The organism is Halonotius pteroides (genome assembly GCF_003605635.1).
Classification (GTDB): Archaea; Halobacteriota; Halobacteria; order Halobacteriales; family Haloferacaceae; genus Halonotius; species Halonotius pteroides.
The window spans coordinates 1-16215 of sequence record NZ_QMDW01000036.1; the positions used below are offsets into that span (position 1 = coordinate 1).

Consider the following 16215-nt stretch of genomic DNA (forward strand, 5'->3'; position numbering starts at 1 on the left):
ATAGAAATCCCTGATGGATCTGTTCGGCCTCGTAGGTCGTGAGTGCATACTCAAGCTCAGTGTTGCGTATCTGCGAGAGAGGTTGTTGAAAGGAAACGCGGATAGCGTTCGGTTCGATCCGTGTCTCAAGCCAGTGATGATAGAGCCCCTCTGGATCTGTCACCCTCGACTCCTTGAGAAACCCCTTTGATTCGAGCTGGTCGAAGTAATCGTAGGCCCACCCCTTCGAAACATTCGCACGCTGCGTAATTTCGTACCGGCTCAGTTCTCCACCAGGATGATTCAGCAGTACCCGGTGAAGACGTTCTTTTTTATATCCCCGTTGTCGATCCGGTTTCTCAAGCAGCATACTATCTAGGTTATTTCTTATACTTATATACTTAACCGAACGTTCGGCTATATCAGATGTTTATATTTCTAACCGAAACATGGCTTCTGAGGACTCAACATAAATCCATGCCATCTGAACTCCAATCCGGCCAAAGAGGTGGTGACCTCGATCAAAAATCACAGCCATCAAACCAACCGATTCCAAAGTGCCGACGACTGGACGCCATGTCACAATATGATGTCGGAGAGCGTGTTCGGATTGATATTCCCGACGAAACTGACCCCGATCATGAGCAGTATCATGGCGAACACGGTCAGATTACCGATATCTTGGAAGACGAAGCGGGCTCGCTCACCGGTGACGAACAGGATTCAATCATCTACCAGATCCAGCTCGACAATGGTGACAACATCGATGTCCAACACCGTGCGATCCGGCCGCCGATAGAGTAACGACCGTGGTCTGTCGGTTGAGACTACTCAATTCGCTCAAAATCTTCATGTTCGGTGACAAAGAGCTGAGAATCGATATCATACAGATAGCCCCGGCTCAACAGCTGATCAATCGCGTAGTCGGCATCAGCTTCTGCATAATCTGCTTCCAGTAATCGTTCGTGTGCATCAGTCCGTGTGATGCCGTCGTCAGGGTCAATCGTCTCCAGCAGAATCTCATAGGCACTTTCAGCGACAGCACCAAGCGGTCTCTCATCTCTGTCGTACATCTGTTCTGTGCGTAGTGCTTCTCAGTCGGGGTTTAAACGCCTATGGACATTCGCTCCGCGCGAACCCGCTCGGGCCAACTCCTGATTAAGTTTCTCACCGGACGTTACCCCTCAATGACAGAGTGTGACTGTGATTTTCGGGAAGTGTGGCAACACATATTTCTCACAGAATATATTCACTTAGAGTCGAGTCTATCTTACTCTTGTCTGAATTTCGCTGAAATAGTGCCCATATTCTGCTTTTATTATCACATTCAAATCAACAAGGTTAATATTGTAAATATTTCAGTGTACTCATGGCTCACACAAATTTAGACGAGAAATTGATTAATGCACTACTAGAAAACAGTCGAGAAAGTTTCCAAAGTTTGTCCGACGAGCTTGATGTGTCGGTGACGACCGTTTCGAATCATATTCACGATCTTGAAGCAGAGGGAGTGATCAATGGGTACACCCCGCTCATCGACTACGAGGCTCTCGGATACGATGTAACTGCGGTCATCAATCTCAAAGTCGAAGGTAGTGCACTCTCCGATATCACTGCACGTCTGGAAGCTGAACCGCAGATCATCTCAGCATACGAGACGACAGGGGATTTCGATGTGATCGCTATCGGGAAATTTGAAGATACCGATCACATGAACGATCAGATCAAGACGCTTCTCTCAGAGGCTGATATCGAGGGGTCAAACACGAGTGTTGTACTCAACATTGTCGCCGAGAACAAACAGTTTGAGCTTCCGGTGGAATCATAACCGTTCATTATCAGCCGCCATGACACGCGTCGCAGCCGCCAGTACAGCAGGCGATTGGGCTAAAATTAGATTCGTCTCGACGCCATTACTCAGCAGTTAGGCTAGTTCTACATCTGCAAGTTATTGGAGTTGATATTCTGAGCCGAACGTATTTTTATACCCTCGCTGTATGCATAGCCGTCGCTATTCAGACTCGAAGTCGACACACCCCCTGAACAGGTGTTGAAGTCTCCCCCGACTTCCACTCTTCGAGAAAGAAAAGGCGACATTGACCCCATTAGAACCCTGCTACCCACTGCACATGGTGGTAGCACTGCAACCCACTTTTCGGTTCGTCACAATATAATCATTCGCCAGTAGCTATTGTGTTTGATACTTGGAGTGGCGTCAGTATCGGATAGCCGCTCTCGATCCGACTGTGTCTGTTTGAATCCATGCAACCCCCCGTGTGCGAAGTGAAACACCCCAGAGTGTGAATGGCACCCCCCCACCATCGAAGTGTACTCAAGCGATGACCAGGGCGATTGAGGAGCTTGCCACCGGCGAGATCAAACGTGTCGAGAACGGACGAGGATTCGATTGTCTGTTCCGAGTCGGCAGGTGGTCAAGAGTTGTGGTGAGTATCGCACACCATCATGCAAGTGTCCGCGCGCCTGGCCGGGAGTCCAACCTCCGGACATGGTGAGGTGTTCTGGAACCAGCGACGTCGAAGACAAGCGGGTATGATCGATACGCGCTGTGCATCCCGCACCGCATACCTGCCAGGTCTCGCACAGGTGGTTGAGTTAACCGGAAGTAAGGTCTCAGAAGGTGAGGCCGTCAGATACTGGCTGTGAGGACTTGTTACGATCAGCTACTAACTTGCTCACCTCGAAGCGTGAGAAGATCGCCTGCAAGCCGACTCCCCTCGCCATCGTGGATCACAAGCACGCCATCCCCGACGCTAACTGGGGCAGTATCACCGAGTCTGAACCCGGCATCCTGACAGCCGGGGAGTTGGATCTGGTACCCGTTGCCTGCAATCTCGATTGTCGCAAGGCCACCGCGATGGATGCTATTGGTATCCTGTGTTGCCGCAGTGACTAACTCGGCGCGGTGGGAGACGCCGATGGTCTCACTATCGATGAGTAACAGCAAGTCATCGAATCCATACACGTAGACTTCAGCCCGACGTGTTGCTGCACCATCGTTGTCCTCGACGACCATCCCTGCGTTTCGTGCTTCGGTTGTGATCTGCAAAGCCAACCCGCCAGCTGATTGCTTGATGCTGTTCGCCATTGTTATCATCATATGCTAACGTCTCGACATTATACCTACTGCCGATCTGCGCTACAGCCGCTCTCAGACTGATCTAATGAATCGCCGCTTGTGCCAGATGCCCAAGAGCAGAGCAACTGGGAGCTCCCCAGAGGACTCGCCTCTGCTCAGGGGTCTGCTTGCGAGCGCGTGTAGAACGAACTACCAGATTTGAATTCAGTGAGTTCCTCAATACGATCCTCTAACTCGTTGATCTCTTCGCGGAGCTCCTCGGCTTCTTGGCCCTCGGCGGCAGCAAGCTGGTCTTTGAGCCCCTGCAATCGGCTCTCTTTTTCATCTTCGTTCACGTCGGCCTTCCGCACGTACTCGCTTTCGTCGATATCGTAGACCTCCGACTCGGCGATCTCGACCACCTCAAGTGCTTCATCGACTTTGCTGCTATCGACGCTGGTGACTCGCTCGCGGTCGATGCCAGCGGCCTCCATTTTCGCAAGCACCTCCTCGTCGTCTTTGAGCGAGCGATTCCGCCGGGAGGTACGCTGGACGGAGCCGTACTGTCCGGCCACCGGTTGATCGTGATGCAGTCGATCCAGGAGGACTGACCGCACCTCCTGTCGGAGTTCGTTGGCGTTGCGCTGCACGTCAGAGAGCAGGGTGTAGATGTTCACGAGGGCAGGCGTTTCCATGCCCTCCAGGTACTCCACGTCGTGGCGTTCAAGCACGTCGATCAACAGCAGCGCGTCGGCGTACACCGCAAGGTCTGGTTCGGTTCTCTCGGCGTCTGCTACGTCCTTATCAGGCTGAGTCTCGATGAGTTGTGAAGAGGTTGGCCCATCGCGTTCGATGATGACGCCCTGCTCTTCGTCAATCTCGAAGCGCGGGTGAACACTCCAGATCACGGGGTATGGATCGGCATCCGGTGGGAGGCGATCAAGTTCGAAGCCATCGCGTTCGTCAGTGATGCGGCGGTACATCGTCTCAAATTGGTCTCGCTGGAGCGGGCGATTCGGATCGATATCCCGGTCGAGGAAATTGATGATGACGCGCTGTTCTTGGACGCCACTAATCATGAACTGATCATGCGAGAGTGGCGTAATCAGTGTCGCATCCTCAGGCAACTCCTCTAACTCTCTGATGAGCGTACTCCAACTCGCACTGAAGCCCATACTGAGTGGTCGGTATCGCGTCTCAAAGGAATGTGGGTCAATCAATCAGCACCCGACGTACAATGGCTATCTAAAATAATCGCGTGAGGTAATAAAATAGATTCACACGGACACACATAGTTCTGACAATATGATCAGATCACTCCTCAGTCCCCACCGGTGGAGTGCCGCTAAACCATTTTTGTTGTTTTGTCACCGGTGGAGAGACAGTCGGTTGTAGGATCGCTCGTGGAATGAATCTACTAATCACCCCTTGTACCGAGTGAAACACACCACGCTTGCGAGTGAAACATACTTCAGACATGGTGGGGTGTCTCACGATACTTTGGCTATGGACACACCACGTTCCCGCTGTAATTCACTGGTCAATAGCGTCCATCCAATCTAGACCCCCACCCCCCTCATTCAAAGTGAGTCATATCAAAAGATCAACACAATATAATCGAACCACGTGAATCCCAATTACCAGGAGTGAGCTATTCCGATATAGGTGGATCGACGAATTGGTCAACCGTGACTAACTGGAGATCCTCGCGGGTGGCTGCCGCCTCAGTCACCGACTGCATAAATCCGCTGCGAGCAAATGGGATGTACTCGTGATTAACCACAGTTCCATCAGGTGCCCATCGAATCTGTTACCGAGACATCCAGCGTGGCTGTACAGTTCGACGCGATTCGATCGCCGGACGCCGTACTTGACTGTCTCCAAGAATACCTCGCCCACACACCCCTCGTCTAGAGTGAAAACCAATTACCTCTGCATTTGTGGTTCCGTGTGATTGTAATTCCTCCTCAGGGTCAGACTCAAACCGTTCAATATCGATTGGTATGTTACTCTCTATATAATTAGGTGTAATAGATGTAATGAAATAATTCAAACACGTGAGCCTACCCCCACAGCGGTTTTCCTGAGTTATCGATCGACACCACGTGTCTCAATCTGCTTCCAGTCGAGGCCGCGGCCTTCATACGCCTCTTTGACCTTCCCAGGATCAACGTCATCACTAAATTCGTGTTCATTCCATTGACCGCCGCTAGCACCCTTGTTCCGGTCAATCGTGTTTACGAAGCCAAACATCACTAACTTCGAGAGATGGTTAAACATCCCACGTTGGGTGAGAGGGTCTTTTGAACCGTCCTCGTTGTAGGCACGAACGACCCGAGAGTAAGCTTCGTGTATCGTGCGGGTTCTGGCAGGAGTTTTATTCACCAAGTCGAGGTGGGAAATTCCTTTGAGAATGTAGAGTTTCTCGTCGTCTTGGTCTGCGATTGATTCGACGATATTACCGTATTCGATTTTCTTATCCGCTTCTCTGACGTGGGTTTCATCGATCTGTTCTGCACCCTCACCTTCGGCGATCTCTGCAGACCCACGCAGCAATCGAATCGCACGCCGGGCACTACCAGAGGCTTCCTTATATGCTAGCGACGACACCAGATCGATGATACCCTTGGTGTAGGCACTATCATACAACGCCAACTCAGCGCGTCGAGAGAGAATCTGTGTGAGTTCAGTGGCGTCGTAGGGGGCGAACTTGATTTCGGTCTCACACAGGCTGTCTTTGACCTTCGGTGAGAGGTTCTTGCGAAAGGTATAGTCGTTGGAAATCCCGATCACACCGACTCTGACTTCTTCGAGATACCCCATATCTCGGGATCGAGGGAGTTCGTATAACAAGGTATCATCGTCGCCGATTTTGTCAACCTCATCCAAAACGACCAGTATAGTTCCATCGAGGTCGTCCAGCTCAGAATACATGATATCGTAGACATCCTGTGGTGCATACCCTGTACCAGTGATTCGATTACCTTGCTCCCGGAGCCGATTTACAATACCAACCGCCACCTGATATGAGGACGTTTTGTGCTCGCCAGTCGTGAAGTTCTCACAGTTAATCCAGATAACATTCAGTGTCACTTGCTCGTCTGTTGGGAGATTAGAATTTTTTCGCTCAAGATCGTCGACGAGCTTATTCCGAAGGTACTTTGTGACAGCTGTCTTTCCAACACCAGTATCGCCGTACAGAAAGGCGTTCTGTGGTGGTCTTCCTTTGTAGATTGGCTTGAGTACGTCTGTGAAATCAGCCAGCGCATCATCTCGACAGAGGATCTTATCGGGAGTATAGTCCTCTTCGAGCACCTCTGCGTCTTTAATTAACTCAACATCATCGGCAAAGATCGAATCGCTGTTCTTCATTTAGATTGTTTTGACGTGTCCATCTACATAACTTTTCTTGAGTTTCTTCAGTTTCTTGGGTCGTCGAAAAAGCCGGCTCTCACACAGCAGTTTTCCTGAGTTATTGGTTAATAGCGTTTCTACGAAGGAGACTGTTTTTCGAATTGGCATATATAACCACCACTGCAAATGAACCTAACATTCACAAATATGCTGAATATCATACCGCTGTACTGTGATTCTGGTTGTTGAAATAACCAGCAATAAACACTACTACACAAAACTTCTTAAACTGGTTTAGTAATAGTATGAGTTCCAGTTGAACTTGCAGCCGATAGCTCTGGTCGATAACTCAGGAAAACTGCTGTGTATGCGTCTTGCTATCGATATTTGACCATGTCTTCTCGTCGAATAACTCAGGAAAACTGCTGTGTGAGAGGGTAGCCATCACAACGGTACTGAGAGTGTTTGCTAGAAAATTTAGAGCCCTAGTCATTCAAAGCTAATTATCTCGGGGATCGTGTTCGAGAACCCACAATCCTGTCGCCGGTTGTGATAGATGGCCGTGTTCACCTAATCGTTTCAATCGTTGGCTAATGTACGATCGTGACCAATCAATATGCTGTTCAAGAAATGAAGGGGTAACACGACCACCGTCTTGTGACATAAAGTCAAGGATAGCTTGATCTGCATCGTTCAATTGGTTAGGTTCAAGCATTGCTATTCTGTTCGCACCCTTGATTGTTAATGATGGTCTTAGCTTATAGTAATAACTGAAATTAGTAACTAATAGTTACCTATAAGTATCTGGGATTGTAACTATAGGTTAAGAGGCACGGGTCGCCGGTAGAAACCGGACGGTGCTAGAGACACCGCCCGTGCTTCGCTGAGGCGAAGCATGCAAAAGAAGACACATACCGGACTTCAGAGTTCCGGCACGAGCACACAGCTTAGCCAGGTGCTATCGCACCTGAACATAGCATCACCCGCCAATGGCGACCCGATATGCCAAGCCTGCGGTGAAACAATCAGAGAGGGCGACCCAGTAACACTCCATCTCTCCCAACCAGCTGGTCACTCCAGCTACACCGTCGATCAGTCTCGCTGCAGCGATCACAGTGAAGACCTGACCAGTCTCTTCACACTCGGTGTTGGAGAGTTGATCGTCGACGGCCGAGTCGGGCAGTGTCGAGATCACGCCACCCAACAAGCGTGGCCAGTCCTGCTCGCCCCGTCTGTCCGCTTGGTCTCGGCACCCGACACTACGTCTGGTCGCGTTGTTAGCGATGACGAAATCCCTTCGAACGACTCTGGACAGGGTCAAATCGCCAGTCGCAACCCAGACACGGTGACCGCTAGCGGCGGCACTCAATCGGTTCTGTCACACGCTGACCGAAACGGTAGTGCAGCCACCTCAGAGCCACAATCAGCTGGGAGTGCCAACAATGAGTGATGATGCGTCGCCTCCGTCTGATCAACCCCAAGATGAGGACGATGGGTCAGTAGCGGACGACCCACTCACCGAGGAGCCATTTGCAGTCACTGGCATCGCACAGTACACGAGACACGACGGGTGCCCTCGCTTCCTCAAACAACGGGTTGCGCCTGGTTCGGAGCCCGACGCGCGTGACTGGAACGAGGCCTACCGACTGATGAACCCGGGACTGCTGGGCTACGGCGAGGAGTTCGAGGCCGACCAGGTCGAAGCACTCGCTGCTAACGCGACGAAAGTCATCGCCCCGGAACCCGATGACGACAGCAAAGCCGGCGTCCCAGCGATTGACATCGACGAAACGTGGGCATCCACGTCGCAGGGTCGCAGTGATCAACTCCAGGCGGCTGTTGAGGAGGCTGCGGCACTCCCCACCGAAACCGAGACGCCGCGGTATATTCTCTGTTTTCAGGCCCCACTCAGCGGTCAGGTCGGCGACAAGGCTGTCTCCGGGATGCTCGATTGCCTCGTCCTTACACCGGCAGCGGCGACCGAACGTGGTAAGCAACCTGCTGCCACCGATCCAGATACGACGATTGCCGAGATGGGAGACGATACAGCTGACTCCTCGGCTACTGAGTCCGATTCTACTGATGGCGAGGTTGACGTTGCTGCACGGCTCCTCGAAATCAAGAGCGCAAAAAAACGGAAGCGGGCCCACCACATCCAAGTATCAATCTATAGCGCGCTACTTGAACAGACCCTCAGCAGTGAGGAGCCGACCTGTCGTATCGAGACGAGCATTCTCACCAAACAGACGGCTGTCGAGCCAGGCGAGCCGCTCGATCCATTTGCAGTGCCGATGTTCTCCCGATATAATTGGGTGACTCAGGTTGAGCAACTGCTCGCCGAGGACGGCACAATCGACAGGATACTGGATACCGGCCTCGACGACCTCTCATTTTCGATCGACCGCGTCTGCAACAACTGCGCGTATCAGGAAGCCTGTGCAACACGTGCTGTCGAGGATCCGACTGCTCCGGCGAGTCTCTCATTGTTGGGTCTTGACCCCTCCGTCCAGCACAAACTCCGAGATGCTGGCGTGAGTAACATCCGAGAGCTCTCTGAGTTGCTGCCGCGACACAGCGAAACCCACCCGACTGACGACCCACCGACGGTCGCGCTGCCAGGTGAACTGCAGCGACACCTAGAGCGGGCACTCCCCGAATCCATCCACGAGACGGTCTATCGCGCACAGGCATTGCGTGGGGAGATCGATCCAGAGTATCGGGCTTTCGGTACCCCACCGACACTCCCGGATAAGGGCTGGATCCCACTGCCAGACGACCGCCGCGACGGCTGGGGTAATCTCGACGAGTCCGAGTCTGGTGAGTTGATCCACGTCGGGCTGTTTGTCCGCCCGGATATGGCGATCGACCGCGTGGCAGCCCTGGGCGCATGCGTCTACGCTGACGCTTACGACGAGTACATCACCGTCAGCGAGGTTATCGATGCCGTCCCGGACGAGACGGATCTCGCAGACGATGTCGAGGGCGACCTCTTCGAGGAGTTCCTGGAGCAGCTGTTCGATGCGATTGAGACGGTGGCATCAGCTATCGGCGACCCCGAGGCGTCGGTCATCCACTGCTACACCTACAGCGATCACGAGGCGGAGTTCCTCGCCGAAGGGTTGGATCGCCATGTCGAGACGCTCCCGGCGGCGCGCGCAATGCGTGCGCTGTGTAGTCTCGATCAGCGTGGCCATACCGATGTTGATCAGTCGATGATCTCTCCGATTCAGCCGATCATCACTGATCACTTTGCGCTCACCTATCCCTCGGAGGGCCTCCTCGCGGTCGCTGATCAGTTCCTCTCGGGGAGGACGATCGATATACTCGACCCGTTGGGTGAGCATCCGGACGGGTTGGCGTTGCGGGGGATCTTCCGCGAGCAGTTCCTCAACGAGCGGGTGCCGTACCTCAATGCCGATCCGGGGATCCGACTCCATCTCGGTGATGAAACGCTCTCAGAGAGTGACGCCGCCGAAGCCGCTAGCGGTGACATAGCAGGCCCAGATGGTCAGTACCCGATTCGCAAGCGATCCGGCGGGCAATTCCCGTTGGAGTACATCTGGGCGGTGACACCCAAACACCCAGACGATGCCACTCCACGGCTCACACCGGATACTGCCGAGGAGTGGGGAGATAATGGAAATTCTGATGAACTAGAAGAGGTGATTAGCCGGTTCTATTATCGTACTTTCAGACAGGAGGAGCCGCTCCAACGGCGCGATGTCGAGTACCTGATCGAGCGACTCAGCTACACGCTCGTCCGGGTAGTGGAGTCGATCTCCTGGAAAAAGAAAAACGCGTATCATCCCAAACGACGGGTAGACACGACAAGTCTTGCAGAGTTCGAACTGCCGGTCACGGATCTCCCGGAAGCTGCCCGCGATTACCTCCGGATCGAACACGACAACAGGAGTGCGCGAACGCTGGCTCACTACCGGCAATCGCTGCGCGACCGCGCTCGCAATGGCCGCTCGATGCCGATCCGGTGTAGCGAGATTGAACAGCAACCTGATGGGTCGGTCACGATTACCGCCGAACTCGCCTACGACGCGTTGTTTGAGGACTCCGAGACGGTGAGTCACATTGCCCGCCAGACACGGCTTCAGAGCAATGACGGCCCTGGCAGCGGCAGCTGGCGGGTGCTCACCAGAATGCAAGCAACCACATCTTCCTCCCAGGCGGATCGTGTCCCGACAGAGACGGCGAGTGCTATCACCCGAAAGGACACTGCCGGCACTTCCAGCGGTCTGGTACCCACAACAGCATCAACAACACCAACGGCACAAACAGAGCCCACCAAACCGCCGGTGGAACTCACCGTTGATGATGCTTCGGATATCAAACACTCACCATCGGTACTTGTTGATACGTTCGACACCGAATCGGGAACGATCTCACTTCGAACCTTCGCTCATCGCTTCCAGAAGAATTTCAGTGAGTTTCGTGTGGATCACTGTGGGTGGGAGAGCCCGGCTGGAACCAACCTCGTTGATCCGAGTAGTCCACCCGCTGACGATAAAGATGAATATGTTGCTGATCGCGACCCAGTTTCCATCGAGCCTGGGGAGTTGTACATGCTGGATCCGATGGTCGACAACTTTGGGGCCGGAAAGGCCGACAGGGCACTCGCAGCGACCAATATTGAGCACAATGTTCTCTGGCAGCAGCTTCAGCAGTTGCGTCAGGGAGAGTGGCCTCGCAGCGATGCTGAGCCAGTGGTCGCTCCGGCAGCGATCGAAGAATTTCTCAACCGGCTGGACGACGCAGCGGAGTGTCTGGGCCCTAATCCCGATCAGAAATCGTCTATCATGGCTGTCGAGCGGGCTCTCGTACCCTTGCAGGGGCCCCCAGGAACCGGGAAGACAAGTGGGGCGACAGCTCCAGCATTACTCGGTAGAGCCTACGCACGTGCCCAACAGGAGGAGTCGTTTGTCGGGATCGTGGTCGCGCCATCCCACGAGGCCGTCGATGCAGCGTTGGAGGGGACGACAGCGTTTCTGGATGACTGGCGGCAGACAGAAGCCGGGTTGGAAGAGCTTGATCTGATCCGGGTTCTCCCTTCGTCGCCGCCAGCCGACTCTGACCGGGTTGACGATACGACTGACGCTGTCGAGGTGGCATATGCGAACTACCACAGTGATGACGGGGAGACGAAACTGCAAGCGGTGGCAGACGACATGTTTGATTCTACGGAGACCACCCAGCAACTCCTCTTTGCCACCCCGGCCACGCTGTACCGCACGCTTGGAGTGATCGCCGAGCAGCGCGGTGAGATAGATGATGACTCAGCCCCGGCTGCGATGCGATATCCAGCGGGCCTGGCGGACGTTGTCTGTATCGATGAGGCGAGTATGATCGATATCCCTCAGTGGTTGCTTGCTGGGAGCGTGCTCAAACCGTCGGGACAGAGCTTGCTTGTCGGCGATCCTCAACAACTATCGGTGGTCAGCGAGACCGAGTGGGACGATCTCCTCCGCAAACCGATCGAGGAGACCAACGCGTTTAGTTCGGCGTTGGATTACGTGCTGCAGTTTGATCAGGTGGGAGGGCCGGCTGCAATAGCCACCACGACCGCCTCCCCAGCGGCAGATGGTGGCTCACAACAGCTAGCTCCGCATTTGTCTCCCACCGATGGGGCGGGTACCCAACAATCCCAACTCTCTGGGTTTCTGAGTTCAGATCCGACACAGCACAACGGGGGTGACGACTGATGGCCGACGACCCCGAACACTCGCCGATCCAGGTGGAGCAGCTCACAGAGTCCTATCGGTTCGATCAGGAACTCGCTACGTTGCTAACCAGATTCCAGTACCACAGAGACGATATTACCCTCACGGCCGCAAAACCACGCCCACTGCCATCGAGTGCCTACACTGCCTCGACAGCCGGGTTAGCGGCTGTGTTTGAGTCGTCGGCGTCGTTGGTGTTTGTGTGCTATGACGATCGCAGCCATCAGATGGTGAACCCAATCGAAATCAGCATCACCCAGGCGATCGCTGACGCTGTGTCATCGTCGTCACCAACAGCTAAGCCTGATGGTGGCCCGACCGACTCGGTTGGTGGAGATCCCACTGAGACCGCCACTGATGAGTCCCTTGTGACTGCCACACAGACAGACAGCGATGATTCATCCACGCCGAGTTTCGGCGTTGTGACACCGCATAATGCCCAGCGTGGAGCCCTGGAGATGCGGTTGGATGACGAGATGACTGCCAACACAGTCGAGAAGTATCAGGGCGGCGAGCGCGATGTGATTGCTGTCTCGGCGACGGTTTCAGATCCGGAGTTCGCTCGGCGTGAAGAGCAGTTCATCCTGAATTCCAACCGACTGCTCGTTTCGATCTCACGGTCGCGGATGCTGACTGTCGTTGTGTGCAGCACCGCGTTGTTTGAGGTTGCACCAAAGGACACAGAGCAGCTAGAAAGTGGCCCGGTGTGGGCGCGGTTGTTCACCCAAGCGGTGGGTCGGAGTCCAGATCCAGCGTGGGCTGGTGAGCTTGCGGAGTTTGTCGGCGATCCGGTGGATGCGCATGCAGCTGTGCCGGTGCGAGTCTATCACAGGGGGTAGGAAGTTACTGGGCCAACTATCGGCGTTGCAACGAGACAGCCCTATCCCATCTCGTATTCATCGCGCAGTTCGTGATTGCATTCTTAGATGAATTTGAGCTAATGCGAGGTAGAGAGGTTCTATGCAGCACAGCGATACTGTTCGAGAACTCGGGCCACCACCAGAAGTGCGATGATGTCGCACGGACAGTCAGTTCACGCTCTTCGACAGCTCAGCCCCCGTCTTGAACTTCACTTCATCCGACGCACTCGCAGCGTTTATCAAGTGTAACACCGGCGCATCCACCGCCACGTGCGTCAAGGCCACCCGACCACCACCGCCCCCTCCAGACCGGGACAGAATAAAACCGTTCACCATAGGGCCCTCAGAGTCAAACGAATCCGCCGAAAACACTCTGGCCTTGACCAACTCATCGACCGTTCCTGAGTCCATTCGTGCCCCCCGACGAGCACGCTCACTCAGCCCTGCTCGTACCACTACGTCACTGAGCCCATCTCCATCAGTGTCAGTAGTGTAATCGAAGCAGCACTCAATACCAACCACCTGCGCAGCTCCAGCCATCGACAACACCGTCGTCGAATTCTCGTACAACGCGGCATCATCGATAATCCACCCACCTGAGTAGACGAGCTGCCCGTCGCTTCGTCCTCGACCCACGTACATGAGGGCTGGAACCGGCTCCGGACAACCCGGTGGCTGAACCATTACCTGTGCGACTGTCAAGTCGACAATCCGACCCTGAGCATCCATTGTCGTCGGTGGGGCATTTGCTCGCTTCCCCCACGCATCCAACCCCTCCGGCTCGAACGGCTCGCCCTCAACTGGACACACCAACACAGACGCACCATCAGCAGACGGCGGAGTATTCTTCACCGTCACAATAACGTGGCCATCAGCAGCGCGCTCAGCCACGAGCCCACTACCCGTCGCCACAGGCCCCGTCATCTCCGCGACGAAGTGGGGCGTTTCCCCGCACACCGCACCCGGGAACACAGTGGAGTCGTCATCGTCACAATCACCGCTCTCATCCGGATCACTCGAACCGTGCTGATTTTTCCCCCACGAGTAAACCCTCCCCTCACCATCAGACTGACCCATCAGGTAAGAAAAGAGCCGCTCCGGCGTCACCGCGTCCTCAATACTCCCGTTCCCCCCCGGAACCTCAGCATCAGGCAAACACACAGCGAACCGCTCCGCAACAACAGGCTTCTGTTCAAGATACCTGAAAAGCTCCGCCTGCTCACCCGGACTGAACGACCCTGCCGGGTCAAACCCGACTGGTGGAAGTAAGTAATCCCCGACAAGGATATCGTTCCCGTCATCACCACTGTCAAGACCGAACGCTGCCCACTCACCGTCCTGAGCGTACTCCTGAGCTCGGCGAACGTCCGCCTCCCTGTCCGCGACGTTCTTCAGTGCCGCAACACAGGACTCGTCTGAACACCGCTCCAGCACTGCCCGCATCTCGGCCAGCACTGCTTCCATGTCACCCAATGCCTCAGTAATCTCTTTCTCCGTCTCCGGATTCCGACCTGTCCGCGCACTCCGCTTCGAAATCGCCGTGATAGCCACAGTCGTCGCCTCTTCGAGCTGTGCGTCGAGACGCGAGACGCGCCGGAACGTCTCATCGTCGTCGTCGATATCGTCGTCGATGATATCGCTGGGTTCCGCGATACTCCGATTACTCCGGGGCGAGTTGTAGTCCTCACCGCGAACGGCGTCGTCGTCAACGACATCCGAATCTTCGTCCCCGTCAGGACCCCGGAATGTCGACCTGTTACTCCGGGGCGTGTTGTAGTCCTCAGCGACGAGCGCAGTCGAGGTGACCCACCCTTCCAACTCAACTCGTTCAGCAACCGTCGGAGTCAGCCGAGCCACGTGTGGTTCCCCACGGAGTCCGCCTTCGAACGTGAATGAGATGTCCGTGTCATCGTCATTCCAGTCCACGCCAGCGAACACCGCCGCAGGCGACGAACCCGTATTCGTTACTAACGACGCAACTTGGCTCAGACAGCCACTTAGCGCGCCGATTGCGATGGTGCCGCTTACTGTGAGTAACGCCCTTCTGCTTGTGGTAGCATGTTGCATACTATCTGCGTGACTATCACGTCGTCGTGAATTCATAATCGAGTAGTAGATGTGATGAGTTATCATAAGTCTTCTTATACTTAGGGTATTCGTATAAATTGGCGTGCGGTAGATTCGCGCTGTGCATCTCGCACCGCATACTTGACAGAGTTCGGATATGTGGCTAACTCACCCAGAGGTAAGCAGTCAGAAAGTGAGGCCCTCGGATGTTACCTACGAGAACCTGTTACAATCAGCTACTAACTTGTTCGTCTCGAAGCGTGAGAAGATCACCTGCAAGCCGACTCTCCTCGCCATCGTGGATCACAAGTACACCATCCCCGACGCTGACTGGGGTGGTGTCACCGAGTCTGAACCCGGCATCTTGACACCCAGGCAGTTGAACCTGGTAGCCGTTGCCTGCAATTTCGACCGTCGCTAGGCCACCGTGATGGATGCTACTGGTGTCCTGTGCTGCGGCAGTGACCAACTCGGCACGGTGAGAAACTGCGACATTCTCGCTGTCGATGAGCAACAAGAGATCATCGCCGGTGTAATCCCCGGCAAAACGGCCTAACACGGCTGCCACGCCCGGTGACGGCGGCTCACAGCGGCACAGCGCGGCACCCACCGGCCGACTCCCGACGCCCGGCGACCACGTCGCCCTCGGATCGGGACACTCACCGCTGATCCGCGCCCGGCCGCCAGCTGACCACACCACACTCCCCTTCTCCCGGTCGAGCTCCCTTCGACGCCCCGAACAGCGGCCGCTCACGCCCCACAGTAGGCACTCCTGTCGCTCCCACCACGGCCGCCGGTGATCCGCACTCGTTCGCCCGACACCCACCACAGAGATCCATCACCCGCCGCACCCGGATCGACCTCTACTGCCATCGTCGCCGTCGTCGCCCACCGGTTCCTGATCGCCACCGCCGCTCGGCTCCCAGCATCAACTAACCAACGCCCCGGCACCACTGGCTAACCAACAGCAGCCACGCCCCGGCTAACCAACGCCCGGCACCGTCTTAACCAACATCGACCCACCAGCTTAACCAACACCCGGCCGACCGGCGGCTCACAACACCCCGATTCCCGGCGATATTGCACGTTCCACAACGCTCTTCTCGATAAGCCGTAACATCAATTTTGCTGGCGGATCATTGACCAGTCA

General features: G+C 55.0%; 11 protein-coding genes and 1 pseudogene. 4 read left to right on the forward strand and 8 right to left on the reverse strand.

The genetic code is table 11. The features are described from left to right. Window positions 1-349: pseudogene (locus tag DP106_RS14280) on the reverse strand (hypothetical protein); the annotation flags it as partial. Window positions 350-555: 206 nt separating this feature from the next. Here DP106_RS14280 and DP106_RS14285 point away from each other — a divergent pair. Continuing rightward, the gene (locus DP106_RS14285) at window positions 556-783 is read left to right on the forward strand and encodes a hypothetical protein (RefSeq protein ID WP_120086402.1); all 228 of its coding nucleotides are present in this window, start codon (window positions 556-558) and stop codon (window positions 781-783) included. A 23-nt stretch (window positions 784-806) separates the two neighbouring features. Here DP106_RS14285 and DP106_RS14290 read toward each other — a convergent pair whose 3' ends face one another. Further along, window positions 807-1052, reverse strand: coding sequence for a hypothetical protein (locus DP106_RS14290; RefSeq protein WP_120086404.1), 246 nt, complete (start codon window positions 1050-1052; stop codon window positions 807-809). 296 nt (window positions 1053-1348) lie between these two features. Between DP106_RS14290 and lrp the strand changes: the two genes are divergently transcribed. Beyond that, window positions 1349-1807, forward strand: a complete 459-nt coding sequence (lrp, locus tag DP106_RS14295; RefSeq protein WP_120086406.1) for an HTH-type transcriptional regulator Lrp — start codon at window positions 1349-1351, stop codon at window positions 1805-1807. An 849-nt stretch (window positions 1808-2656) separates the two neighbouring features. Here the strand turns inward: lrp and DP106_RS14300 are convergent. The 3 genes from DP106_RS14300 to DP106_RS14315 all read right to left on the reverse strand — a co-directional run bounded on the left by DP106_RS14300 (window position 2657) and on the right by DP106_RS14315 (window position 6427). Next, on the reverse strand, window positions 2657-3085 hold the full coding sequence (locus DP106_RS14300) for a hypothetical protein (RefSeq protein ID WP_120086421.1): 429 nt from the start codon (window positions 3083-3085) through the stop codon (window positions 2657-2659). A 146-nt stretch (window positions 3086-3231) separates the two neighbouring features. Then, window positions 3232-4230 (reverse strand): hypothetical protein, encoded by a 999-nt coding sequence (locus DP106_RS14305; RefSeq protein ID WP_120086408.1) that lies wholly within the window; start codon window positions 4228-4230, stop codon window positions 3232-3234. 913 nt (window positions 4231-5143) lie between these two features. Beyond that, complete coding sequence (locus tag DP106_RS14315; protein ID WP_120086410.1) at window positions 5144-6427, reverse strand: Cdc6/Cdc18 family protein; 1284 nt, start codon at window positions 6425-6427, stop codon at window positions 5144-5146. A 1424-nt stretch (window positions 6428-7851) separates the two neighbouring features. On the opposite strand from DP106_RS14315, the gene DP106_RS14330 reads away from it, so the two are divergent. Continuing rightward, the gene (locus tag DP106_RS14330) at window positions 7852-12120 is read left to right on the forward strand and encodes an AAA domain-containing protein (RefSeq protein WP_120086415.1); all 4269 of its coding nucleotides are present in this window, start codon (window positions 7852-7854) and stop codon (window positions 12118-12120) included. Continuing rightward, entirely contained in the window at window positions 12120-12977 is an 858-nt protein-coding gene (locus tag DP106_RS14335; RefSeq protein WP_120086417.1) for an AAA domain-containing protein, read from the forward strand. The genes DP106_RS14330 and DP106_RS14335 overlap by 1 nt, the downstream gene beginning before the upstream one ends. Before the next feature lie 189 nt (window positions 12978-13166). On the opposite strand, the gene DP106_RS16295 is transcribed toward DP106_RS14335, so the two are convergent. The 3 genes from DP106_RS16295 to DP106_RS15985 form a co-directional block, all read right to left on the reverse strand. Beyond that, window positions 13167-14816 carry a hypothetical protein gene (locus tag DP106_RS16295; RefSeq protein WP_240625450.1) on the reverse strand — a complete coding sequence of 550 codons (1650 nt, stop codon included), beginning with the start codon at window positions 14814-14816 and terminating at the stop codon, window positions 13167-13169. 481 nt (window positions 14817-15297) lie between these two features. Further along, window positions 15298-15765 (reverse strand): hypothetical protein, encoded by a 468-nt coding sequence (locus DP106_RS14345; RefSeq protein ID WP_133305171.1) that lies wholly within the window; start codon window positions 15763-15765, stop codon window positions 15298-15300. Window positions 15766-15815: 50 nt separating this feature from the next. Further along, window positions 15816-15974, reverse strand: a complete 159-nt coding sequence (locus DP106_RS15985) for a hypothetical protein (RefSeq protein WP_165857916.1) — start codon at window positions 15972-15974, stop codon at window positions 15816-15818. Between the last annotated feature and the right edge of the window lie 241 nt (window positions 15975-16215).

Excerpts from the sequence above, each read along its gene's own strand:
- DP106_RS14285 (WP_120086402.1), top strand. The coding sequence starts at position 556 with ATGTCACAATATGATGTCGGAGAGCGTGTTCGGATTGATATTCCCGAC.
- DP106_RS14290 (WP_120086404.1), bottom strand. The coding sequence starts at position 1,052 with ATGTACGACAGAGATGAGAGACCGCTTGGTGCTGTCGCTGAAAGTGCC.
- lrp (WP_120086406.1), top strand. The coding sequence starts at position 1,349 with ATGGCTCACACAAATTTAGACGAGAAATTGATTAATGCACTACTAGAA.
- DP106_RS14300 (WP_120086421.1), bottom strand. The coding sequence starts at position 3,085 with ATGGCGAACAGCATCAAGCAATCAGCTGGCGGGTTGGCTTTGCAGATC.
- DP106_RS14305 (WP_120086408.1), bottom strand. The coding sequence starts at position 4,230 with ATGGGCTTCAGTGCGAGTTGGAGTACGCTCATCAGAGAGTTAGAGGAG.
- DP106_RS14315 (WP_120086410.1), bottom strand. The coding sequence starts at position 6,427 with ATGAAGAACAGCGATTCGATCTTTGCCGATGATGTTGAGTTAATTAAA.
- DP106_RS14330 (WP_120086415.1), top strand. The coding sequence starts at position 7,852 with ATGAGTGATGATGCGTCGCCTCCGTCTGATCAACCCCAAGATGAGGAC.
- DP106_RS14335 (WP_120086417.1), top strand. The coding sequence starts at position 12,120 with ATGGCCGACGACCCCGAACACTCGCCGATCCAGGTGGAGCAGCTCACA.